Source organism: Thermodesulfobacteriota bacterium (assembly GCA_030583865.1).
Lineage (GTDB): Bacteria > Desulfobacterota > GWC2-55-46 > GWC2-55-46 > GWC2-55-46 > UBA5799.
The window spans coordinates 1,227,530-1,250,177 of the sequence record CP129479.1 but is presented as its reverse complement, the minus strand read 5'-3'; the positions used below and the strand labels follow the sequence as shown (position 1 = coordinate 1,250,177).

Annotated in this window: 19 protein-coding genes; 3 read left to right on the top strand and 16 right to left on the bottom strand. The window is 58.4% G+C overall.

Annotation, left to right across the window (positions count from 1 at the left end):
- Positions 1 to 223: 223 nt before the first annotated feature.
- Positions 224 to 2,938 carry a GNAT family N-acetyltransferase gene (locus QY316_05980; protein ID WKZ33943.1) on the bottom strand — a complete coding sequence of 905 codons (2,715 nt, stop codon included), beginning with the start codon at positions 2,936 to 2,938 and terminating at the stop codon, positions 224 to 226.
- A 143-nt stretch (positions 2,939 to 3,081) separates the two neighbouring features.
- Here QY316_05980 and QY316_05975 point away from each other — a divergent pair, with 143 nt between their 5' ends.
- Complete coding sequence (locus QY316_05975) at positions 3,082 to 4,245, top strand: class I SAM-dependent rRNA methyltransferase (protein ID WKZ33942.1); 1,164 nt, start codon at positions 3,082 to 3,084, stop codon at positions 4,243 to 4,245.
- Positions 4,246 to 4,510: 265 nt separating this feature from the next.
- Here the strand turns inward: QY316_05975 and QY316_05970 are convergent, their stop codons facing one another.
- The 8 genes from QY316_05970 to surE all read right to left on the bottom strand — a co-directional run bounded on the left by QY316_05970 (position 4,511) and on the right by surE (position 10,673).
- The gene (locus tag QY316_05970) at positions 4,511 to 4,666 is read right to left on the bottom strand and encodes a hypothetical protein (protein ID WKZ33941.1); all 156 of its coding nucleotides are present in this window, start codon (positions 4,664 to 4,666) and stop codon (positions 4,511 to 4,513) included.
- Positions 4,667 to 4,719: 53 nt separating this feature from the next.
- Positions 4,720 to 5,985: an SLC13 family permease gene (locus QY316_05965; protein ID WKZ33940.1), complete on the bottom strand. Its 1,266-nt coding sequence runs from the start codon at positions 5,983 to 5,985 to the stop codon at positions 4,720 to 4,722.
- A gap of 146 nt (positions 5,986 to 6,131) precedes the next feature.
- Positions 6,132 to 6,647: an adenine phosphoribosyltransferase gene (locus QY316_05960; protein WKZ34087.1), complete on the bottom strand. Its 516-nt coding sequence runs from the start codon at positions 6,645 to 6,647 to the stop codon at positions 6,132 to 6,134.
- A 298-nt stretch (positions 6,648 to 6,945) separates the two neighbouring features.
- A complete protein-coding gene (locus tag QY316_05955) occupies positions 6,946 to 7,857 on the bottom strand; it encodes an RNA polymerase sigma factor RpoD/SigA (protein WKZ33939.1) in 912 nt (303 codons plus the stop codon).
- A gap of 94 nt (positions 7,858 to 7,951) precedes the next feature.
- Entirely contained in the window at positions 7,952 to 8,641 is a 690-nt protein-coding gene (locus QY316_05950) for a M23 family metallopeptidase (protein WKZ33938.1), read from the bottom strand.
- A gap of 115 nt (positions 8,642 to 8,756) precedes the next feature.
- Positions 8,757 to 9,230 (bottom strand): TIGR00725 family protein, encoded by a 474-nt coding sequence (locus QY316_05945; protein ID WKZ33937.1) that lies wholly within the window; start codon positions 9,228 to 9,230, stop codon positions 8,757 to 8,759.
- A complete protein-coding gene (locus QY316_05940) occupies positions 9,223 to 9,924 on the bottom strand; it encodes a protein-L-isoaspartate(D-aspartate) O-methyltransferase (protein WKZ33936.1) in 702 nt (233 codons plus the stop codon). The genes QY316_05945 and QY316_05940 overlap by 8 nt, the downstream gene beginning before the upstream one ends.
- Entirely contained in the window at positions 9,921 to 10,673 is a 753-nt protein-coding gene (gene surE, locus QY316_05935) for a 5'/3'-nucleotidase SurE (protein WKZ33935.1), read from the bottom strand. The genes QY316_05940 and surE overlap by 4 nt, the downstream gene beginning before the upstream one ends.
- Positions 10,674 to 11,042: 369 nt before the next feature.
- On the opposite strand from surE, the gene glgB reads away from it, so the two are divergent.
- Complete coding sequence (gene glgB / locus QY316_05930) at positions 11,043 to 12,980, top strand: 1,4-alpha-glucan branching protein GlgB (protein ID WKZ33934.1); 1,938 nt, start codon at positions 11,043 to 11,045, stop codon at positions 12,978 to 12,980.
- Between the two features lie 258 nt (positions 12,981 to 13,238).
- On the opposite strand, the gene QY316_05925 is transcribed toward glgB, so the two are convergent.
- The 6 genes from QY316_05925 to QY316_05900 all read right to left on the bottom strand — a co-directional run bounded on the left by QY316_05925 (position 13,239) and on the right by QY316_05900 (position 20,108).
- Entirely contained in the window at positions 13,239 to 14,396 is a 1,158-nt protein-coding gene (locus QY316_05925) for a PQQ-dependent sugar dehydrogenase (protein ID WKZ33933.1), read from the bottom strand.
- A 147-nt stretch (positions 14,397 to 14,543) separates the two neighbouring features.
- Positions 14,544 to 15,200: a dienelactone hydrolase family protein gene (locus QY316_05920; GenBank protein ID WKZ33932.1), complete on the bottom strand. Its 657-nt coding sequence runs from the start codon at positions 15,198 to 15,200 to the stop codon at positions 14,544 to 14,546.
- Positions 15,201 to 15,295: 95 nt separating this feature from the next.
- The gene (gene sthA / locus QY316_05915) at positions 15,296 to 16,684 is read right to left on the bottom strand and encodes a Si-specific NAD(P)(+) transhydrogenase (protein WKZ33931.1); all 1,389 of its coding nucleotides are present in this window, start codon (positions 16,682 to 16,684) and stop codon (positions 15,296 to 15,298) included.
- Positions 16,685 to 17,035: 351 nt separating this feature from the next.
- Entirely contained in the window at positions 17,036 to 18,910 is a 1,875-nt protein-coding gene (locus tag QY316_05910; GenBank protein ID WKZ33930.1) for a DUF4105 domain-containing protein, read from the bottom strand.
- A 64-nt stretch (positions 18,911 to 18,974) separates the two neighbouring features.
- A complete protein-coding gene (locus tag QY316_05905) occupies positions 18,975 to 19,460 on the bottom strand; it encodes a DUF3015 family protein (protein ID WKZ33929.1) in 486 nt (161 codons plus the stop codon).
- A 177-nt stretch (positions 19,461 to 19,637) separates the two neighbouring features.
- Entirely contained in the window at positions 19,638 to 20,108 is a 471-nt protein-coding gene (locus tag QY316_05900; protein ID WKZ33928.1) for a DUF3015 family protein, read from the bottom strand.
- Positions 20,109 to 20,400: 292 nt separating this feature from the next.
- Between QY316_05900 and QY316_05895 the strand changes: the two genes are divergently transcribed.
- Positions 20,401 to 20,829, top strand: a complete 429-nt coding sequence (locus QY316_05895; GenBank protein WKZ33927.1) for a PEP-CTERM sorting domain-containing protein — start codon at positions 20,401 to 20,403, stop codon at positions 20,827 to 20,829.
- Positions 20,830 to 20,902: 73 nt separating this feature from the next.
- Here QY316_05895 and QY316_05890 read toward each other — a convergent pair whose 3' ends face one another.
- The gene (locus QY316_05890) at positions 20,903 to 22,600 is read right to left on the bottom strand and encodes a proline--tRNA ligase (protein WKZ33926.1); all 1,698 of its coding nucleotides are present in this window, start codon (positions 22,598 to 22,600) and stop codon (positions 20,903 to 20,905) included.
- Positions 22,601 to 22,648: the final 48 nt, after the last annotated feature.

Here is a 22,648-nt window from a genome sequence, read left to right as displayed (position 1 = left end):
GAGAAACCTTCCTTCCAGCATTATGCAGTATCGGGGATTCCACAGGACCGCATGAGATAACTCCGGCGGTTCAGGCGTCTGGATAGAGCGTGAGCGGGATAGAGTTGCGTGCGCGTTCCGTGCGATGCGCATACGAAGGGCCAGTTCAGCCGGACCAAGTTATTCTACCTCAAAAGAGGCGCCCTGGTCAATGAGAGAGCTCTGAAAAGTGTTTGCAACCTCTTTAGAAAGCCGGCGATTCCTGGGCCCGGATGTAGACCCTGGCGTCGACCGCTACCGAGCCCTTGCCTTCGCCAAGGACCATGAGTGGGTTTATCTCTATGGTCTCAAGCTCCGGGAAGTCTTCTATGAGGGCCGAAAAGCGGAGTATGGTGTCCTTTAGGCTCGCTATGTCCCTGGGCGGCCTGCCCCTGTAGCCCTTTAGGAGCGGATAGCTCTTGAGCTGCGTAAGCATCCTCTCGGGCTCGATGTCGTTAAGCGGGTGTATGGCGAAGGATACGTCCTTTAAAAGCTCTACCTCCACTCCCCCGAGCCCTGTCATGATGAGCGGGCCGAAGAGCGGGTCTACCGACATGCCGATTATCATCTCCTGCCCGCCTTTTATCATCGGCTGCACAATCACTCCCTGCATCTCGTCAAGCATGCCCGCCTCTTCCACCCTGAGCTGAATCCCGTTAAAGGCCTTTCTCACCTCGTCCTCGCTGGCAAGCCCGACGGCTATGCCGCCGATGTCGGTCTTGTGGACTATCCTCCGGGAGCGCACCTTCATGACTACCGGGAAGCCGAGCTCAGCGGCGGCCCTTGCGGCAGCATCCGCGTCCATCGCGACCCTAGTCTCCACCGCCTTGATGCCGTACTGCTTAAGGAGGTCGAGCGCGGCCTCGGGCATCATCCAGCCCCTCTCGGCCCCGTCGCCGAAGACCGAGTCCCTTATGGCTTCGGTATCGAGCCCCGGGAACCTGACGGGCGAGCCCTCGGCCCTGTGCTTGTAGAGCGAGTAAGTGTACGAGAGCGAAAGCGCCTGGACCGCGTCCTCGGGGAAGACGAACGGGCGGAGCCCAGCCTCCTTCCTTATCCCTTCCATCGTGGCCTGCGACATCATGAAGCAGGTGACGACAGGCTTGCCCCCCCTGTAACCTTCGAGTGCCGCTCTTACCGAGCTTGCTATGTCCTCGGGCTTTGTGACGAGCGGCGGTATGTAGATCAATATTATGGAATCAAGCTCCGGGTCGCCGAGCATCACCTCGAGCGCCCTCCTGAACGACTCGGGAGGGGCGGTGGCTATCATGTCCACCGGGTTCGTGACCGCCGCGGCCTTGGGGAGGAACTCCCTTAGTTTCGTCTGCGTCTCCTCAGATAGCGGCGGCACCTTGAGGCCGAAGCCTTCGCAGGCGTCCGCCGCAAGCACGCCCGGGCCCCCGGCGTTCGTGAGTATGCCGACCCTCGGCCCCTTGGGGAGCGGCTGGTGCGCAAGCACCTCCGCCGCGTTGAACATCTCCTCTATGGTAGTCACCCTTATGACCCCGGCCTGCCTGAATAGCGCGTCCACGGCAACGTCGGATGCCGCAAGCGCGCCCGTATGCGAGGTCGCGGCCCGCGCGCCCACGAGCGAGCGCCCTGCCTTCACCGCTATTATCGGCTTTTTGTGCGATATCCTCTTGGCGATGCGTCCGAACTTCCTCGGGCTCCCGAACGACTCCTGGTAGAGGACGATTACGTCGGTGTTCTTGTCGTCCTCCCAGTATTCGAGGAGGTCGTCGGTCGCGATATCGATCCTGTTCCCGAAGCTCACGAAAGAGGAGATGCCGAGGTCTATGCTTTTCGCGTGGTCAAGGAGCGCCAATCCCAGGGCGCCGCTCTGGGAGCCGATGCTCAGGTTCCCGGGCGGCGCTATGACGGGCGAGAAGGTGGCATTGAGCCGCACATCCGGAACGTTGTTAAGGACGCCGAGGCAGTTGGGCCCGACAACCCGTATCCCGTAGGAGAGTATCTTTTCCCTGAGCTGCCGCTCCCTTTCCCTGCCCTCTGGCCCGGATTCCCCGAACCCCGCCGAGATGATTACGAGCGTCCCTATGCCCTTCTGCGCGCACTGGTCCACGACAGCCGGCACGTGCTCGGCAGGCACGACCACGACAGCGAGGTCTATGTCAACGGGCACGTCCAGCACCGTCGGATATGAAAGGACGCCGGCAATGGAATCGGTCTTTGGGTTCACGGGGAAGACGACCCCCTTGAACCCGTCCCTGAGCATGTTCCTGAAGAGCGCGCCGCCCACGCTCTCCGGGCTCCTGGACGCGCCGATTATGGCGACCCGCTTAGGGTTCAGGAGCTTTCTCACGCCTTCGCTGCGGGCTATGTGCTCCCTGTAGGCCTGCCGCTTGGAATACTCCTCCTGGTCCTTGAGGTCTATGGTGTAATGGTATACGCCCTCGGAGAAGGCCTTCTTGAATATGAACCCGCTCTCGTCGAAGACCTCGAGCATACGGGTGTTCTCATTGAGCACCTGCGCCCTGAAAAGGGTTATGCCGTAGGAAAGGGCCGCCTTCGCGAGCTCCTCAAGGAGGAGCGTGCCTATCCCGTGGAGCTGGATATTGTCCTCGACGGTAAAGGCCACCTCGGCATTGGATGTGCCGGGGAGCAGGTCCCACCTCGCGACCGCTACTATCTGCTCCTTTTCGGCCTCGCCTATGGCCGCGACATACGCGTACCTTGCGGGAGGGGTGACCTCGGTGAAATACTTGAGCTCCTCCTCGGTTATATGCTCCTTGGCGTACTGGAACCTGAGATACCTTGTCCGGGGGCTCAGCCGGTAGAAAAAATCCCTTAGCTTCTGCCTGTCAGTCGGGCGTATGGGCCGTAGCTTGAGGCTCTGCCCGGTCCTCAGTATGACCTCTATGCTCTCCGGCTCGCCGCCTTCGCGCCTCTTTTCCACAGCCATCAGGCACCTCTTCTTTTTTATATGTACTAATGTAAAAACCGGATATAATCAAGTCTTTCCCATAACACGGAAAATTGCAACCCCCGCCGCCAGGTCCGGATTGCAGGTTTAATGATTATAATACGCTTCGTTTTGGAGTCGAAATGGAAATAGCTGCCGTAAACAGGATAACGCGCATACTGGGCGGGCACTTATGGGTCTTCTCGAACGAGCTCTTCACCAGCCCCAAAAACTTCGTCCCCGGCTCTCTGGTCGAGCTTACAGACAGGAATGGAAACTTCCTCGGGATAGGCTATGCAAACCCCCAGTCCCTCATATCCATAAGGATACTGACCCGGAAAAGGGAAGAGATAAATACCGCTTTTTTCAAGCGGAGGATAGAGGCGGCCCTGGAATACAGGAAGAGGGCAATAGGGGAGAAAAGCTCGTTCAGGGCGGTCTACAGCGAAAGCGACTTCCTCCCGGGCCTTATAGTCGACAAGTTCGGGGACTGCCTGTCGCTGCAGTTCCTCACCCTCGGCATGGAAGCCCTCTCAGGCATGGTGCTGGAAGCGCTCGAAGAGGTCTATAAGCCTTCTTCGATAGTCATCAGAAACGACAGCTCAATCCGCTCCCTCGAAGGCCTTCCCCTTGAAAAGAAGGTATTGAAGGGCTCTATCGACCCACTGCCGAGGCTCGAAGAGGACGGGGCGGTGCTCGAAGTGGACCCCATGTCAGGGCAGAAGACCGGGTTTTTCCTCGACCAGGCCGAGAACAGGAAAACATTCGCGTCCTTCGCAACCGAAGGCGACGGGCTCGACCTCTTCTGCTACACCGGCGCCTGGAGCATCTCGCTCGCCAGGTCGGGCATGAGGATGAGGGGCGTGGATTCCTCCGATTACGCCATCGGACAGGCCAGGAAAAACGCCGCCCTCTCGGGCCTGACCGAGAGGTGCGAGTTCATAAAGGCCGACGTCTTCGAGCTCATGAAAGAGGAGGCCGAGGCGCAGAAGAGATACGACTGCATAGTGCTCGACCCGCCGGCGTTCGTGAAATCGAAGGCGCGGACGGCCGAAGGGCTAAAAGCCTATACCGAGACTAACGCCGCGTGCATGCGGCTCCTCAGCCCGGGCGGCCTCTTCGCCACGTCCTCGTGCTCGTACCACGTGGACAGGGCCATGTTCCTCGATATGCTCCGCGCTGCCGGGAAGAAGGCGGGCAGGCAGGCCCGCATAATCGAGATACGCTCGCAGGCAAAGGACCACCCGGTCTCGCTCGCCGTGCCCGAGACCGAGTACCTGAAATGCGTGCTGATGGAAGTGGTTTGATTTGCAGGCTGCTGAAAAAGTCCATCTGCGTCGTTGTCTTCGTCGCTGGACACTCCGGCATACACGAAAAGTACACCTCATTCCTCGCTCCCCTGTTCCAACGGGGGCCTCGCATCTGGAACTTTTTAAGCAGCCTGGATAAAAACGGAGTTTTCTGCAAGCTGTTAGAAGTAAGCCTCTGCCGTGGACTATTTCCTGCGGTCCCGCGTGGTCGCAGCGGGCGACACGGACGGTTTTTTAGTCATACACCTTATCCGGGACCCACTCACCCCTCCTTGGCCTCGGCCTTCTTCCTCGGCCTGCCGCGCCTCTTGGCTGGCCTCGTCTCCTTCACCTCGCTCTGGAGTATCCTTATCGCGATATCCAGGTTGTCCCTTCTTTCCTTAAGCTCCTGAAGCACCTTCTCGATATTCTTGCTCATTCGACGGACCTCATCAGATTTTTCTACTCAAAATAGCTGAAGTTAAGATTTTGTCAAGCGGGCATATGGAGGATCAGCTCGAAGTACGCCCAGTAGACTGCCGTGTTAGCCATCGTAAGCGGCACGCCTACCCTGGCAAAATCGAGAAAGGATACGCCCGGGACACCGTTCTTCTCGGAATTCTGGATTACTATGATATTGCTTGCCGCGCCGAGTATGAGGAGGTTCCCGGCTATGGTGCTCCCGGCGGCAAGGGCCATGAGGTCGGCCACGCTCCCGCCTGCCACGTCGAGCACGGGAATGTAAAGCGCGACAAAGGGCACGTTCGAGAGGAGCTGGCTTAAAATGACGCTCAGGGCCAGTATCGAGCCGTGCGACCCGGCCCCGGACCATCCGGCCGCAAGCCACTGTATGAGCCCCGAGTCCCAGACGCTCGTCATGAGGACGAACATCGACGCGAAAAAGACGAGCGTATGCCAGTCTATTTTCCTTACGATATCCACGCGCCTCGGGCTTAAGGCGACGAGCGGGGCGACAGCCGCTACCGCTATATAGGTGAGCTTGAGTCCCGGATCAAACCCGAGAAAGACGGAGCCTACTTTTATAGAGACCATTATGAGGAGTACCGCGATAGAGAGCCTGCAAAGCCCGGCAAGCGCCCTGTCGCTCACCTCCTCAGCCGGGTGCGTTAGCCTTACGGCATGGAATTCCTCCCTGAAAAAAAGCCTGAGGACGAAAAAAGCCATGAAGAGGTTAATGATAGTAGGCACCGCAAGGTATTTAAAGAAGGTAACGAACGGGTTGATGATGCCGCCGTGGAGCGCGATGAGAAGGTTCTGCGGGTTGCCGATGGGGCTTACGACACTTCCCAAAGTTATCGCGAAACAAAGTGTCAGGAGCAATAGCTTATGCTTCATATTATGCTTGGCCGCGAACGACAACATGAGAGGCGTGCCGATTATGGCTATGGTATCGTTCATGAGGACAGCCGAAAAGAAGGCCATTATGAAGAGTATGTAGAGTATCAGGGCGCTAGCGCTCCCGGCGCTCCTGAAAAGCCTGTCGGCAATATGGTGCAGGTACCTGCTCTCGACCATCGCCTCCCCCACCACAAACATGCCGAAAAGGAAGACCATCACGTCGATATCGATCGAGGAGAGGGCGCGCGCGGGGCCTATGGAGCCTGAAAGGAGCGCGGCAAGCGCGCCGCCGAGCATTATCTGCCAGATGGCGAGCCTCAGGGTGCCCACCTGCCTTACGGCGATTAGCGCGAAGACCACTGAAAGGATTATCCCCGGCACGGGGTTGAATGGAGGCATAAATAATGGGCAGCGGCATTCAAGCCGCTGCCCCCGTTAACATGGAGCTGCCTTGAGGCAAACCTTTAGAAAGCGTACTTTTCGTGTACGCACCGGAGTGTCCAGCGACGTAGCCTTCGACGGAGAACGACTTTTTGAGCAGCCTGCTAGTACGAAAGTAGCGAGAATACCGGATGGGGCGCGAGCTTCTCCCTTCCCTTAAGCTCGTCGAGCTCTACTATGAATGAGCACTCGACGATATTGGCGCCCATGCTCTGAACAAGCCCAGCGACCGCAGCAGCCGTGCCGCCGGTTGCAAGGAGGTCGTCGGCAATTATCACGTTCTGGCCGGGCTCGATGGCGTCTTGGTGTATCTCCAGGCTGTCCGTGCCGTATTCGAGCGAGTAGCTCGCCTTGTGCGTCTTATGCGGGAGCTTCCCCGGCTTCCTTACGAGTATCACGCCCGCCCCGAGCTTGTAGGCCAGGGCCGCGCCCACGACAAACCCCCTAGCCTCTATGCCGACGACCAGATCTATGCGCTTCCCCACGTACCTGTGGCCCATCAGGTCCACCATGCGCTGGAATGAGGATGCGTCCTTGCAAAGGGTGGTTATGTCCTTGAAGAGTATCCCTTTTTTAGGGAAATCCGGAACGTCGCGAATGGCCTGCTTGAGCTGGTCTATCATTAACCGTCTCCTTGGCGTTGGTCTGGTTGTCGCAGAAACCAAGACATATTAGCACAAGGCAACCTCTAAAAAAAATAGAGATTTTTTTCCGCTTTCCCGGAAGGCCGGGATAAAAAGAGGTTGCCCTAACAGCTTGCTAAAAAAAACCATTTTTATTCAGGCTGCTCGAAAAGTTCCAGATGCGCCCCCCCATTAGGAACAGGGGGGCAAGGAATGAGCGTACTTTTCTTGAACGCCTTCGTAGCCAGCGACGTAGCCTTCGACGGAGAACGGCTTTTTCAGCAGCCTGCTAAGCTCAGAGGGCATCAAGGGAAGCTACCTTGTCCCTGTCCCTTGCGAGGCTTTTCAATTTCCCGAGGGCCTTCACCTCTATCTGGCGCACCCTTTCCCTCGTGACCCCGAAGGCCTTGCCTATGGCTTCGAGCGTCTCCGGGCCGCCGTTCCCTATGCCGAACCTGAGCTTTATGACGCTGCGCTCGTTTTCGTCGAGGGAGGCGAGCCACGCGTTCACTCTTTCGGCCTTGCGCTTGCAGTCGAGGAGGTCGACCTGGGGAAGCGTTGCCGGGTCCTCGAGCCTGTCGAGGAGCGACTGCTCGCTTCCGTCCGGGAGGGACGCTTCGAGCGAATAGCTCTTTTTTCCGATTGAATCGAGCTTCTTTACATACCGCCCGGTAAAGCCGGTCCGTTCGGCAAGCTCGCTCCAGTCAGGCTCCCTGCTGAGGGCCATCGTAAGCTCCCTTGTCGCCCTGCAGAGCTTCGAGATGTCCGCTGTGACATGGATGGGGAGCCTAACGACGTTAGCCTGGTTGGCGATGGCTCTCTCGATGGACTGCTTTATCCAATAGGTGGCGTATGTGGAGAACTTGCAGCCCTTGGAGGCCCTGAACCGCTCCACGGACTTTATTAGCCCTATGTTGCCTTCCTCTATAAGGTCCTGCAGCGGAAAGCCCCTGTTCATGTACTTCTTCGCGATATTGACCACGAGACGGAGGTTCGCCTCTATCATCCGGCGCCTTGCATCCTGGTCGCCTTTCGTTATCCTTTTCGCGAGGAGCTTTTCTTCGGGAGGTTTAAGGAGCGGGAACTTCTTGATGGTGTTGAAGTAGAACTTTACAGAATCGGTTGAAAAGCCGTCACACCCTTCGCTGCCGTCCCGGGTGTGCTTCCTGATGAAAGTGCCCTGATTTGAGCCCTCATGCTTCTCCATACGGCCTCTACCCCTTCCCTAAAGGATTAGTCCGGGACAAAGAAGCATATCAGGTCGCGTTTCCGGTTTTAAACCTTTTACAACAATTCTCGCGTCATGGCAAGAAAAAAAGCGGGTTCCTTACGGTCTTTCCCTGCCGGATCTCGAAGTGGAGGTGCGGTGTCGAGGCGTTGCCCGAGCGGCCGACCGTCGCTATTCGCGCGCCCTTTTCCACCCTTTCACCGTGGCTTACAAGGTTTTCCCTGTTATGCGCGTATACCGAATAATAGTCATCCGCGTGCCTTAATATGATTATCCTCCCGTACCCGCGCATGTTCGAGTCAACGAAGACGACCTCGCCGGAATCCGCGGCAAAGACTGGCGCGCCCTCTTCCGCCTTTATGTCCATGCCGCCGTGCCGCACGCCGTTTCTCATGCCGAAATGCGATATGACAACCCCTTTGACGGGCCAGATGAACCGCCCTTTTTCCACCACAATGCGCCCGGCCTCTTCCTTTCCGCCGGATGCAGGCGGCGAATAAGGCTTTACCTTCCTTACTTTCGCCACTCCGGGTATGAATATCTTCGCGCCTGCCTTTATGTCAGTGGGGTCTTTTATATTGTTTATCTCGGCGACCTCCTGGAGCTCCACCCCGTAGGTCTTGGATATCCTCCAGAGGGTCTCACCCTTGTTGACCGTGTGATATACGCCAGGACCGGCGCAGCCTGGAATTGAAAGAAGCGCGAAAAAAAAGAGGAGAGACAGTGGAACGATTCTGTGGAAGGGGGTGCTCAAAAAAAACATCAGGACTCTTTTTTTCTGAAAGTTGCTGAAAAACTAAAATCTTAAACAGGCTACCAAAAGCTCGACAAGGAGTCTAAAAATGAGGACTGCGGATCGGGTTATTCCAGCAGCCTGGCTAAAAGCCGCCCGCCTTAAACGCGAGCCTTACTGCCTCGGCCGGGCTTTCCGTTTTCATCACTTCGGCGGATATGTCCCACGTCTTTATGCCTATGACCGGCTTTCCTGACTTGAGCGCAAGGGCCATCTCCGAAAGCGTGCCGTAGCCGCCGCCTATGGCTATGAGCGCCGAGGCCGCCCTTACTATAAGGGCGTTCCTCATCTCGCCCATGCCGGTCGGGATGGGGATGTCTACGTACTCGTTGGCCTCTCCTGGGTCGAGCCCCGGGAGCATGCCGATTGAAATGCCGCCCTTGGACCTGCAGCCCCTTGCCGATGCCCTCATTACCCCGCCGAGGCCGCCGTTTACGAGAACGCACCCGGCTTCGGCTATTAGGGCCCCGGTCACCTCCGCGAGTGCGTTAAGGGATCCGTCTTCAAGCCCGGAGCCGATGATCCCTATGACGGGCCTGCTTGACGGGCGGTCAGGCACGGTCCTTCTCTTCCCGCCAGCCCGCCTTTCCGATGAGCTTTACGAACCTGCACGCGCCGAGCGTTTCCGTCACCGCGCCCCCGGCCTTTCTGGTTATCCTCAAAAGCCTCTGCGAGTCCTCTCCCCCGACGGGTATTATCAGCCTTCCGCCCGGCTTCATCTGGTCTACGAGGGCCTGCGGCACCTCGGGCGAGCCAGCGGCGACGATCACCGCGTCGAACGGCGCTTCGTCGGGCCACCCCATTGTGCCATCCCCCACCCTTATGACGACGTTACGGCAAAGGAGGCCGTCGAGGAGCTTCCGCGCCCTGTCCGCTATCTTGGATATCCGCTCTACCGAGTATACCTTACCGGCAAGGAGCGAAAGGACCGCCGCCTGGTAGCCGGAACCCGTGCCTATCTCAAGGACGCGCTCGGCGCCGGTAAGCCCGAGCGACTCTGCCATGAAAGCCACCATGTAGGGCTGCGATATTGTCTGCTTCTCTCCTATGGGGAGGGGGAAATCCGAGTATGCCTGCGAATGGAGCGCCTCGTCCACGAATAGGTGCCTGGGGACGGCCAGCATGGCGTCGAGCACCGCGCTCGACCTTATGCCGCGCGGTATGAGCTGGGTCTCCAGCATGTGCCGCCTCGACCGCTCGTATATGTCTCGCTTGATCCTCAACGCCGGCTGCGCGGCCCCGGCCTTTTTCATCTTATCTTCCAGCCCCGGAGTTCCGTGAGCGAGCGGTAATTGGTCATGTCGAGGTGTATGGGCGTTATCGAGACGTAGCCGTCATGCACCGCCCTGAAGTCGGCGTCCGCGCCCCCTTCCCATCTTTCGAGGTCGCCGCCTATCCAGTAGTATTTCTTGCCCCTGGGGTCTACCTTTTCCACGACGGCGTCGCTGAAGAACCTTTTCCCCTGGGTCGTAATCCTGTAGCCCCTGGGGGCTTCCGGCGGGACGTTCACGTTTAGGAGGGTATCCCTGGGCATCCCTTCCCTCAGCACGTGCCTTGCAAGCCTCGCTGCAAAGGCCGCCGCATATCCGAAGTCGTAGCCGTCCTTCTCAAGGAGCGATACGGCAATGGACGGTATCCCGAGGAGCGTCCCCTCCATTGCGGCGGAGACAGTGCCGGAATAGGATACGTCCTCGCCCATGTTGCCGCCCTTGTTTATGCCTGAAACCACTATGTCGGGCCTTTCGGCGAGTATGCCGTTTACGGCAAGAGTTACGCAGTCGGTAGGGGTGCCGTCCACGGCGTACATCCGCGTTCCTGCGCCCTCCACCCTCAGGGGCCTGTGGAGCGTAAGGGAATGGCTCGCCGCGCTCTTTTCCCTGTCCGGCGCGACCACATAGACGGTGCCCACCCGGCGGAGCGCCGAGGCGAGCTTCAAAATCCCCTCGGAGCGTATGCCGTCATCGTTGGAGACCAGGATGACTTTCTTTCTATTTTCCGCCATTATACAAGTTTAGCAGGGGCATGGGCGCGCCTGTCCTCTCTTGGGGGTTGAAACAGATAAAAAAATATAATGTAAACTGCCCATTATTTCAACAGTATATTAGGCGGTCCTGCTGCACCCGGCAAGTGGCGTTCGGTTAAACATGCTCAAAGCGCGCCGAAATGTGCTATATTAGTCCATGCCGTCGCCGGGTTTTTTTGATGATATTTCCGCCTGGCTGCTTAATAATAAAACGTTCAGGCTGCACAAAAAGCTCAAGATGCAAGGAGTCGAATGAGGCGCACTTTTTTGTACGCCGGAGTGTCCAATTTTTAAGACGACGCCTTGAAGTGGGCTTTTTCAGCAGCCTGACAGGGGGTAGCTGGTCTTATGAACGGGGTAACCATGACTTCGCCAAACGTACTTCATGAATCAAGCCACGTAACCGACCACGACATATATTTCTTCAAGGAAGGCAACCATTACAAGCTCTACAACAAGCTCGGCGCCCACCTTTCCGAGGTAAACGGCGTCAAGGGCGTGCACTTCGCGGTCTGGGCGCCGAACGCGGAGTCCGTCTATGTCATGGGAGACTTTAACGGCTGGAACACCGAGACGCACAGGCTCAAGGTGCGCGACGACTGGTCCGGGATTTGGGAGGGCTTCGTCCCAGGCCTCGGCCATTCAACCCTATACAAGTACTTCATCAAGTCGAGATACCACGGCTACAGGGTGCAGAAGGGCGACCCCTTCGCCTTCCACTGGGAGTGCCCGCCAAAGACCGCCTCGGTCGTCTGGGACCTCTCCTATGAATGGGGCGACCAGGAATGGATGATTAAAAGGAAGGAGCGCAACGCCCTCGACAAGCCCATCTCCATCTACGAGGTGCACCTGGGCTCGTGGAGGAAGGTCCCTGAAGAGGGCGGCCGGTCCCTCTCCTACCGCGAGATGGCGGTCCAGCTCGCCGAATACGTAAAGGAGACGGGGTTTACGCACGTCGAGTTCCTCCCGGTCATGGAGCACCCGTTCTACGGCTCGTGGGGATACCAGACCCTCGGCTACTTCGCGCCGACGAGCAGGTTCGGCACGCCGCAGGATTTCATGTACCTCGTCGACTACCTGCACCAAAACGGCATAGGGGTCATACTCGACTGGGTTCCCTCGCACTTCCCGGGCGACGAATACGGCCTATCCTACTTCGACGGCACCCACCTTTTCGAGCACTCCGACCCGAGAAAGGGCTTCCACCCGGACTGGGCGAGCTACATATTCAACTACGGACGCCACGAGGTGCGCTCGTTCCTCATAAGCTCGGCCCTTTTCTGGCTCGACAAGTACCACGTGGATGGCATAAGGGTGGACGCCGTGGCGTCCATGCTCTATCTCGACTATTCGAGAGAAGAGGGCGAATGGATACCAAACGAGCACGGCGGAAGGGAGAACATAGAGGCGATAGGGTTCCTCAAGCGCCTTAACGAGGCCGTGTACCACGAATTCCCCGACGTGCAGACCTTTGCGGAAGAATCAACGGCATGGCCGATGGTCTCAAAGCCCACGTGGCTCGGCGGCCTGGGCTTCGGCATGAAATGGAACATGGGCTGGATGCACGATACGCTGAAATACTTCTCAAAGGACCCGGTCTTCAGGAAGTACTACCATAACCAGCTCACATTCAGCATCTGGTACGCCTTTACCGAGAACTTCATCCTCCCCCTGTCCCACGACGAGGTAGTGCACGGCAAGGGCTCGCTCATAGGGAAGATGCCCGGCGACGAGTGGCAGAAGCACGCGAACCTGCGCCTACTTTATGGCTACATGTACGGACACCCAGGTAAAAAGCTCCTCTTCATGGGCGGGGAATTCGGGCAGGTAAGGGAATGGACGCACGACGAGAGCCTCGAATGGCACGTGCTTGCCTACGACTGCCACGCGGGCGTAAAGAGGTGGGTAGCGGACCTGAACCGCCTTTACCGGACAGAGCCGGGCCTGTATGAGCTCGACTTCTCGGACGATGGCTTCGAGTGGGTGGACTTCCACGATTGGGAGAACAGCGCTATCAGTTTTTTAAGGAAGGGCAGGAACACTGAGGACACCATTCTTGTAGTCTGCAACCTCACGCCGGTCTACAGGGAGCAATACAGGATAGGAGTTCCTGAGGGCGGTTGGTGGCAGGAGATACTGAACAGCGACTCTGAAATCTACGGCGGAAGCGGAAAGGGGAACCTGGGCGGGGTTTCAACGGAGGATATCCCGTCGCACAAGAGGCCCTTTTCTATCGATATCAGCCTTCCTCCCCTTTCGGCGGTCTTTTTCAAGAGGAAGGCTTAGGCTTTAACCATGTTCAGGACAAATTCCCCGCAGCGAGCGAATAGTTATTCTTCCACCTTAGACGGGGAAACAGGAAGGGGAAGCAGGTATAAATTTCTTTCTAATAGCAAAACTCCGTTTTTTATTCAGGCTGCTCAAAAAGCTCCAGATGCGAGGCCCCGTTGGAATTGAGGAGCGAGGAATGAGGCGTACTTTTCGGTACGCCGCAGTGACGAACGACGAAGACAACGACGGAGAACGACTTTTTCAACAGCCTGCTCAGCGTTTTCCCGAATACGTTATCCTGTACACTGCCCCTGCCCTGTCATCGGATAGATAAAGCGCGCCGTCTTTCCCCACGACCGCGTCCACCGGCCTTCCCCACGCCTCGCCCTCCACGAGCCAGCCTGTCACGACATCGAACGGAGCTCCAGAAGGCCTTCCGTTCCTGAACGGTATTGCGACGAGCTTATACCCTGTCGGCACCGTCCTGTCCCATGAGCCGTGAAATGCGACATAAAGGGCCTCCTTGAGCCTCTTGGGGAATTCCAGGCCGTAGCCGAAGGAGATCCCAAGGGGAGCGGAATGGGCCTGCATACCGACAGCCGGAGGCACTGTGTCCCTGCACCTTTCAGGGCTCCCGAGCTCAGGGTCAGGCACACGGTCCCCGTAACAGAAGGGCCAGCCGTAGTCCCCGCCTTTTTCTATGAGGTTAAGCTCCTCCGGCGGGATGTCGTCACCTATTCTGTCCCTGCCGTTGTCCACGCCCCAGAGCTCGCCCGTCTGAGGGTGGAACTCGATGCCGACGCTATTCCTCAAACCGGTTGCGAATATCTCGGCCTTCGAATCCGTAAACCTCAAAACAGCCGCCCGCCTTTTGTCCGCCTCAATGCAGGCATTGCAGCTCGAACCGGCTGACACGTAGAGAGCGTTATCCGGCCCCAATACGACCGTCCTTGTCCAGTGGCCGCCGCCGGCGGGCACGTCCTGGCTGAGTATCCTTTTCACATCGGCCTTGAGGTCCCCATTAGTGTCCTCGATGGCTATGAGGCTCCCTGTCTCCGCGACTATGAGCGTGCCGTCCCTGAAGGCCAGGCCGTGGGGCCTCTTGAGGTTCCTGGCGAAAACCATGATTTCGTCAGCCACGCCGTCGCTATTCCTGTCGGGCAGCGCCAGGACGTTCCCTTCCGAAGGGGAGCTTAAGAATATCACTCCGTCTTCCCTTACAGCCATGAACCGGGCACCCGGGACTCCGGCCGCGTATACCGAGACCTTCAGCCCGGGAACGGCCTGGAGGTTCCTTTCAGCGCTGAATACGCCCTTTCTGAACTTCTCCGGCACTTCGAGGCGGACGGGAGCGAGCGTCTCCCCGAAGAGCGATGAAGGGAGGAATAAGGCCGCCACCAGAAGGACGGATATGCGGGCGAGCTTAAGCACAATAATTTTCCCTATGGTAAGGGGGTTCCAAACAGGTCAATGGGATTTTACTTTGAAAAAGCGCCGTCCGCAACCTTTTCACGCCGGTTTTTCCTGGAATTCGAAGGGACGATGCGCCGCAAGGATGTCCTTCAATTGGGGCAGCTGTCATGCCGGTGATTTCAGGTATTCCCTGAACCATCTGGCGGCGAGGCTTGCGACCTCCTCGAGCGCGCCCGGCTCCTCGAACAGGTGGGTAGCTCCGGGGACTATTACCATCTCCTTTTCAGCCGTTATCTTTTCGTAGGCTTTCCTGTTCAGCTCTATTACTATATCGTCCCTCCCGCCGACGATAAGCAGCGTCGGCGATTTCACCGTTTGGAGTGCGTCCATCGCGAGGTCGGGCCGCCCTCCCCTGGAGACGACCGCGCCTATCGATTCTCCGGCCCTTGCCGCGCTCCTTAGCGCCGCGGCAGCTCCCGTGCTCGCGCCGAAGTACCCGATACGCAGGCGCTTTGTCGCGTCCTCCTCAGCGAGCCAGGACGTAGCCGCGTCGAGCCTTTCCGCAAGGAGGTTTATGTCGAAACGGGTCTCGTAGTCGATGTCCTCGTCCCTCGTAAGGAGGTCCATGAGGAGTGTAGCGAGCCCCGCTTTCCTCAGGACCCCGGCCACGTAGTTGTTCCTCGGGCTGTGGCGGGAACTCCCGCTCCCGTGCGCAAAAAGGACTATGCCTTCCGCGCCGTCCGGCACGGCAAGCGCGCCCTCGAGCCTGACCCTGCCGGCAGGTATGTATACGAGAGATCCCGAGTCGCTCACGAGCCTCATTCAGCACCGTTCTTTTTGTTAAGGATGCGTCCTATCAGGTAAGTATTCCCCCGGGGCCCGGACATGTCAAGGACAGGCGGGAACCGGGATACCAGTCAGAGCTTGTTAAGGCCGTTCAGGGCCGCTTCCTTGTATGCGTCCGAAAGGGTCGGGTAATTGAAGACCGCGTCTTTGAAGTAGTCTATGGGCCCGCCGTAGCACATGACCGCCTGGCCGAGGTGTATGAGCTCGCTTGCGCGCTCGCCGACGATATGGACCCCGAGAAGCCTCCTCGTCTCCCTGTCGAATATGAGCTTGAGCATGCCGTGCGTGTCGCCTATTATCTGCCCCCTCGCGACCTCGTGGAAGTATGCCGAGCCGGTCTCGTATGGCACGCCCTTGAGCATAAGGCTCTCCTCGGTCTCCCCGACCATCGCTATCTCGGGTATGGTATATATGCCATAAGGCAGGAGCCCGGGAAGCTCGCAGGTTATCCCCTCCTTGTGGAAGGCATGGCAGACGGCCCTCCTCCCCTGCTCCATCGAGGTGGAGGCGAGCGACGGGAAGCCTATCACGTCGCCTATGGCGTAGATGTGCGGAATGACCGTCTGGAAGTCCTCGTTGACCGATATAAGCCCCCTTGCATCGGCCTTGAGACCCGCCGCGTCGAGGTTGAGGGCGTCGGAGTTTCCGGTCCTGCCCATAGTGTAAAGGACCTTCTCGGAGGCAAGGGCCTTTCCGCTTTTCAAGCGCGTCACTACCCTTCCCGGGGCCTCTACAGCGATGTCCACCACCTCTTCATCAAGCCTCATGGTCACGCCAGAGTGCCTCATCCTGTAGGTGAGGTTTTCCGCGACCTCCTCGTCCACGAAGTTGAGGAGCCTTTTCTTTTTCTCGACGAGGTTCACCTTCACGCCCAGTGCGGCGAAGATGCACGCGTACTCGCAGCCGATGACGCCGCCGCCTATTACGGTAAGGTTCCGCGGGATACTGTCGAGCTTAAGGATGGTGTCGCTGTCGTAGATATGGCCCGAGTCGAATGGGACCTCCGGAGGGCGCGCCGGCCTTGAGCCCGGAGCGAGCACTATGACCCCGGCCTTGAAGACCTCCCCGCCGCCCCCCTCTCCTCTTACCTCCAGGGTGCGGCTGTCCAGGAACGACGCAGTGCCGTAGGCTATGGCGACGCGGTTCCGCGTGAACTGGTCCATCACCACCTCGAGCTGGCGGCGTATGACCTCGGTCTTCCTGTGCAGTATCTCGTTAAGGGTGACGTCCCTGTCCATTATGAGCTGGAGGCCGAATATGGCCCGCTCCCTGAAACCTGAATAAAGGAGCGCCATCTCCCGGAGGGTCTTGCTCGGGAGCGTCCCGGTGTGTATCCCGGCCCCGCCGAGATACTGGCTCCTCTCCACGATAACGACCCTTTTCCCGAGCTTCGCGGCCTGAAGGGCCGCTTTCTGCCCGCCCGGGCCCGAGCCCACGACGATGACGTCGTATTCCCTCATGAAGCGCACCCCTGCCATTTGATTTCAGTTGATTATACCCTAAACATGATTAGGAAGGGGAAAAACGGAAGGGCCGGATTATCAGGCTGTTGAAAAACTCAAAATCACATTCAGGCTGCCAAAAAGCCCAGGATGCAAGGAGTCGAAAAGTGAGGAACGAGGCATACTTTTATGGTACGCCGGAGTGTCCAATTTTGAAGACGAATGCATTTTAATGCTCAATACGCACTGAATTTTTTTTTTTTGCCTGAGGGGTGTTTCAAGTCCCATTGTGAGACATTAGGCAACCTCTAAAAATTAGAGATTTTTCCCGCTTTTCCCGGAAGGCCGGGAATAAAAAAGTGATTGCCATTAATAATAACGGTTCCAATACAAAACCGCCTCCGTCGAGTAAAAGCCGTCAAAGTCCTCCCTCTTAAGGTTCAGCATCAAGGCGCTCTCTTTTCCTGTCGTGAAGGTCTGATTGAACTCTACGGCGAGTATGTCGTGCCTGTCGCCCGGGCCGAAGGCCAGGGCAGTGAATTCGAGCTGCGCCTTCCACCTCTCCGTGATACTTCCGACCACGCCAGCCTTCACGCCCGCGCCGAGCGCGTACCCCTTGTCGAGCCTTCGTCCGGCCTTGGCCTCAGGCCCGGCGAAAGCGTATGCGAGCGCGCCCGGCCATGAGCCGTAGCTTAACCCCATTCCGGCGGAGAGGCCGGATATTGTCCTCCGCTCGTCCCGCCCGGTATCCTCCTTACGGAGGACGTCCGCGGAAACCCGCCATGAGACTGGCTTAAAAAACCTGTCCCTGGGCGAAATTGATACTATCTCCAGAAGCGTGAGCCTTTCCGCTTGAAGCCCCCTTCCGTCGAAGTCGTACCTTGCCTCGCCTTCAAGAAAGGTTATGGCGGCTCCGGGCAGATACCCCTCCTGCGGGTCCATGAGGGCGTGGTTCGCCGGCCTGAGCTTTATCGAAGCGAACTCTCTCTTGTCACGGAATCCGGCCCCTATGGAGAGCCTTGCCGGGCCGTGGCCGTCGTCCGGAGGGGCCGGGGCGCTTATATCATAAGGCGGTACGAGCCCGAGCGTGCTCCTTGCGCCGAGGACGCCTATGTACCTCGACGTGTATTCCTCCTTGGGGAGCTTCCTCTTCGCATACCTGTACTGGACGTACTCCGAGGCGAGGTCCAGGGCCATCGCCCTCTTCTCCCTCGGGATGGCCCCGTCGCGGGCGAGATCATTGGGATCGAGCGCGCCGGAAGCGAGGTCCAGCGCGGAGGCGCGTAGGCCCTTGTCCAATAGCCCCTCTATGTGTCTTATCCTCGACGCCCTTGAAGGCCTGTACTGGGCCTCGCCAGAGCTCATGCCTGTCTTCTTTATGGCCCTTACCGTGTCCATCGGGATCACCCAGGGCGGCAGTAGCTCAAGGAGGTCGGTTTCAGGCCTTGCCGCTTCGAGCGCAAGGAGCAGGTTATAGGAGCAGTTCTCGTCGAAAAAATAGTAATCCGAATATATGTCCTTGAGCTCCCAGAGGTGTAGTAGCATCCTCTCGACCTCTTCCGGGCTGAAGTCCAGCCTGTACTCCCACATGTCCCTGTTCTCGAGGAAGCTGTACTCCTTTATCTTCTCGTAATAGGGGAGCACGCCGAAGTACCCCTTGTATGCGCCTGTAAGCCCCTTCACGGCGAAAAGGATGCCGCTCGTCTCCGGCGTTACCGCCGAGTAGTTGACGGCGAAGGAGAACATGGTCGATTCCCTGTCGGAATCGATACGGAGGAGCGTGTGCCCGAACATCGATGCAGGGCTGTTGATGTGCGATACCGGGAATACGAGAACCGCCGAACGGGGGTTCATGTTCTGCATGAGCTCGCCATACCCCTTGCACTCCGGCGCGGGGAGCTTCGAGCTGTCGATCGAGAGCTCGTTCGACAGCCACCGGTACCTGGCTATGAACCTGCACTGTGGGTGGGCGTCCCCGTCAGGGTCGGCCCTGAAGAACGCCTTTATAGTCTCAATGAGCTCTTCCCGGGGGTCGTTCTTTCCGGAAGGCGAGTTGAAAAAGGCGGGGTCGTCGACCAGGCTCGTGTAGCGGCCAAGGAGCGCGGGCCTGTAATGAAGGAGCACATGCCATTCGCGCCTGTCATGGAGGCCCTTAGATACGGCCCTTTCCGCGAGCGCTTCGGCGTACCCTGCGTCGGAAGATGCCGCCTCCCGGGGCAGGAGCGCGAAAAAGGCGAGGGCCAATAAAAAGAGAGGCCATGCCGGCAAGGAAGGCCGGCATGGCCCTGGACTCTCTTTTGAATATGGGCTACGAGTTGGAAGCAATCTTGTAGATGCCCTCGATCACGTCAGCCGACTCCACAGCGGAGGAGCTGTAGATGCCGTTGAAGTTCTCCTGGAGCTTCGAGAAGAACACGGGCCTCTGCTCGGCCGGTATTTCCATGAGCTCGGCAAGGGTTGAGAGCGCCTCGCCGTTCCCCACGGCGATGTCCTGCGCGAGGGTGTCCATGTTGTCGGCGACGAACCTCAGGACCTTCTCGTTCTCGACTATCATCGAAGGCTGCGCGCACCCGAGGGTTCCGGAGGTGATCCCGAAGGTCTGGTTGAAGAAAAAACCGTTCGTGGTGACAGCGAGTATCTGGAAGAGCGTCTTGTCCTGGCCGATTTCCTTGAAGAGCATGTTGCCGAGGCCGCACCCCACATTGGTATCGTACGACTGGGCAGCGGCGCTTGACGGGAGCATGAACGCCCCCGCAAGGAGAAGCGCGGAACCAAAACCAGCGAGTCTTTTCATCCAGGGCCTCCTGAGAGTTTTTCTTCTTTTATAACTAATGCCCCTGGATGTCAAACGAAATATTTAAATGGACGCGGAGAGATTAAACACCAAAGTCACTGACAAATTTGAAAGGCCATGCGGCCGCAGAAGGGCCGCATGGCCTGCCGGGACGACACGGTTTGGGCCGGAGTCCAGCTAAAGCGAGGTCTCCGAGATGTTTTCTATCACGTCAGCGGACTGCACGCCCCCTGACGTGTATATCTCCCTGAAGTTCGACTGGAGCGAGGCATAGAACTCCGACCTCTTCTCCGCGGGCACGCCCATGAGCTCGGCGACCGTCGCGAGGGACTCCCCGTTCCCGGCGGCCATGTCCTGGGCGAGAGAGTCCATGTTGGCGGCGACGAAGGTCTTGAGCTTCTCGTTTTCTACGAATACGGCCGGCTGCTGGCACCCGAAGACGCCGAAGGTGATGCCGATGGTCTGGTTGAAGAGTATCCCGTTCGTCGTTATTGCGAGCACCTGAAAGAGCGTGGCGTCCCTCTCCTTCATCAGCACGCTCCCGAGGCCGCAGCCCACGTTCTGGTCAAAGGTCTGCGCCCCGGCTGGAAGCGCCGCGAACCCCATAAATAAGGCAAGGGCGCATCCCGATATGGTAAGCCTTTTCATGCCAGCACCTCCAGAGTTGTTTTTCAAAAGAGAATAGCTCAAAAAACCCGGTTGTCAAATGAACGTGCAAAAAAAATGCGCATGACTCCAGGCCTTCAGCGGCGTAAAAAAAACTGCAGGCCCGCTAGCCAGAAAAAACATGCGCTTACGCGAAAAGGCCGGCCCGGGCTGTAAAATCATTTTACTCCGAAGGACGCGGCGCATCCGAAAATTGCCCGAAATACTGGCAATACCGGCTGGCACGGCTCTTGCTAAGTAAAAGGGAATCAAAAAAATCACAGGAGGAACTGCAATGAAAAGAAGCCTGCTTTCCGCAGCCGTACTCGTCGGATGCCTCGCCCTTGTCCCTGCCGTAAGCTCCGCAAGCGTACCGAATAACGGTAACGGCGGCCCCCCTTTCGGAAACGGCGGCAACACCAACACCAACGTCGCAGCCGCAAGCGCCACCAACACGACCATCGTAAAGATCAAGAACATCATCAAGGTGAACAGCGGCAAGAACCACTTCAAGCCCGTCAGGAACGGCAAGAACAACGGCCCCCTGAACGCCGTGAGCAGCAACGGCGGCAACTACGACGGCGGCAAGCACCACGGCAAGAAATACAAAAAGGATAAGAATAACAATGGCAACAACCATGCCGTGCCCGAGCCCGGCACCATGGCCCTCCTCGCAGCCGCAATGGGCGCGATAGTCATAAGGAAGAGGCAGTCCGCGAAGTAATCGCCGGACCATCGGCAAAAGAAAAAGGCCGCTGCGAATGGCAGCGGCCTTTTTCTTTTGAAGCAGTTGCGCGCTACTTTCCGAGGACCTTTCCGACCTCGGCGGCGGCTTCCTCTATTCCGACGAGCCTTGTCTCCCCGGATTTTCTGATCTTGAGCTCCACCTTGCCCTGCTTCAAGTTCCTTTCGCCGACGACCACCCGCACGGGGATGCCTATGAGGTCGGCGTCCTTGAACTTCACCCCCGCCCTCTCGTCCCTGTCGTCGAGGAGAACGTCCATCTCGGAGGAGAGCCGCGTGTATATCGCCTCCGCGGTCTTTTTAGTGCCCTCGTCGTTCACGTTAACGGGCAGCACCTCGCAGTCGAACGGGGCGAGCGGGCCAGGCCATACTATCCCGGCCTCGTCATGGTTCTGCTCTATGGCGGCGGCGGCGGTCCTGCCTACGCCTATGCCGTAGCAGCCCATGATAGCCGGGCGCTCCTTGCCTTCCTCGTCGAGGAAGGTCGCGCCCATTGCCTCCGAATACTTGGTCCCGAGCTTGAATATATGCCCCACCTCTATCCCGCGCCGTATCTCGAACGCGCCCTCGCACCTCGGGCACATGTCCCCGGCCAGGGCGTTCCTTATGTCTGCGTATGAGGCCCCGGGGAAATCCCGCGCCGCGCTCACGTGCACGAGGTGCGCGTCCTTCTCGTTCGCGCCTGTCACGCCGTCGAATATCCTCCTCACGGCGTGGTCGGAGTATACGGGGATTTTGAGCCTGACCGGCCCGGCGAACCCGGCGGGCGCGCCTGTGGCCCTCTCGACGACGGCCTCGTCCGCGAGCCTCACCCAGGCCGCCCCTGCCGCGTTCCTGAACTTGAATTCGTTAAGCTGGTGGTCGCCCCTAACGAGCGCCGCGACTGTGCCCCTGTCCGTCTCGTATATGAGCGTCTTTATCATGGCAGAGGGGGCGGCCTTGAGGAACGCGCTCACTTCCTCTATGGTCCTCATGCCGGGTGTTGAGACCATCTCTATCGGAAGCTCGCCCATTGGCCTTTCAGGGTGCGGCTCCCGCACCTCGGCCCTTTCGATATTCGCGGCGTAGCCGCACCTCGTGCAGCTCGCAATGGAATCCTCGCCGCTGTCGGCAAGGACCATGAACTCGTGCGAGAACCTGCCGCCTATGGCGCCTGTCTCGGCCTCGACGGCCCTGAACTGCAGGGCGCACCTCTCGAATATCCTCGTGTAGGCGCGGTGCATGTTCTCGTATTCCCGGTCCAGGCTTTCGGGCGTGGCGTGGAAGGAATACGCGTCCTTCATAATGAATTCGCGGCCCCGCATGAGCCCGAACCTCGGGCGTATCTCGTCCCTGAACTTGGCCTGAATCTGGTAGAGGTTCAAGGGGAGCTCCCTGTATGAGCGCACCTCCCTCCTCACCATGTCGGTTATTACCTCCTCGTGCGTCGGCCCCAGGCAGAACTCTCTTTCGTGCCGGTCCTTGAGCCTCAAGAGCTCCTTCCCGTAAGCCTCCCACCTGCCGCTCTCCTGCCAGAGCTCGGCGGGGACGACCATGGGCATCAGGACCTCCTGGGCGCCTGCCCTGTTCATCTCCTCCCTTACTATGGCCTCCACCTTCTTTACCACCCTGTGGCCGAGAGGAAGCAGGTTATAAATGCCAGCGGCCACCTTCCTTATCATCCCGGCCCGTATCATGAGCTTCTGGCTTATGACCTCGGCGTCTGCCGGAGATTCCTTCAGGGTAGGCAGCAGCATCCTCGAATAGCGCATCTCTTTATTCTCCGTATCTGGATTCGTGCAAGGGCAGGGCCCGCAGCC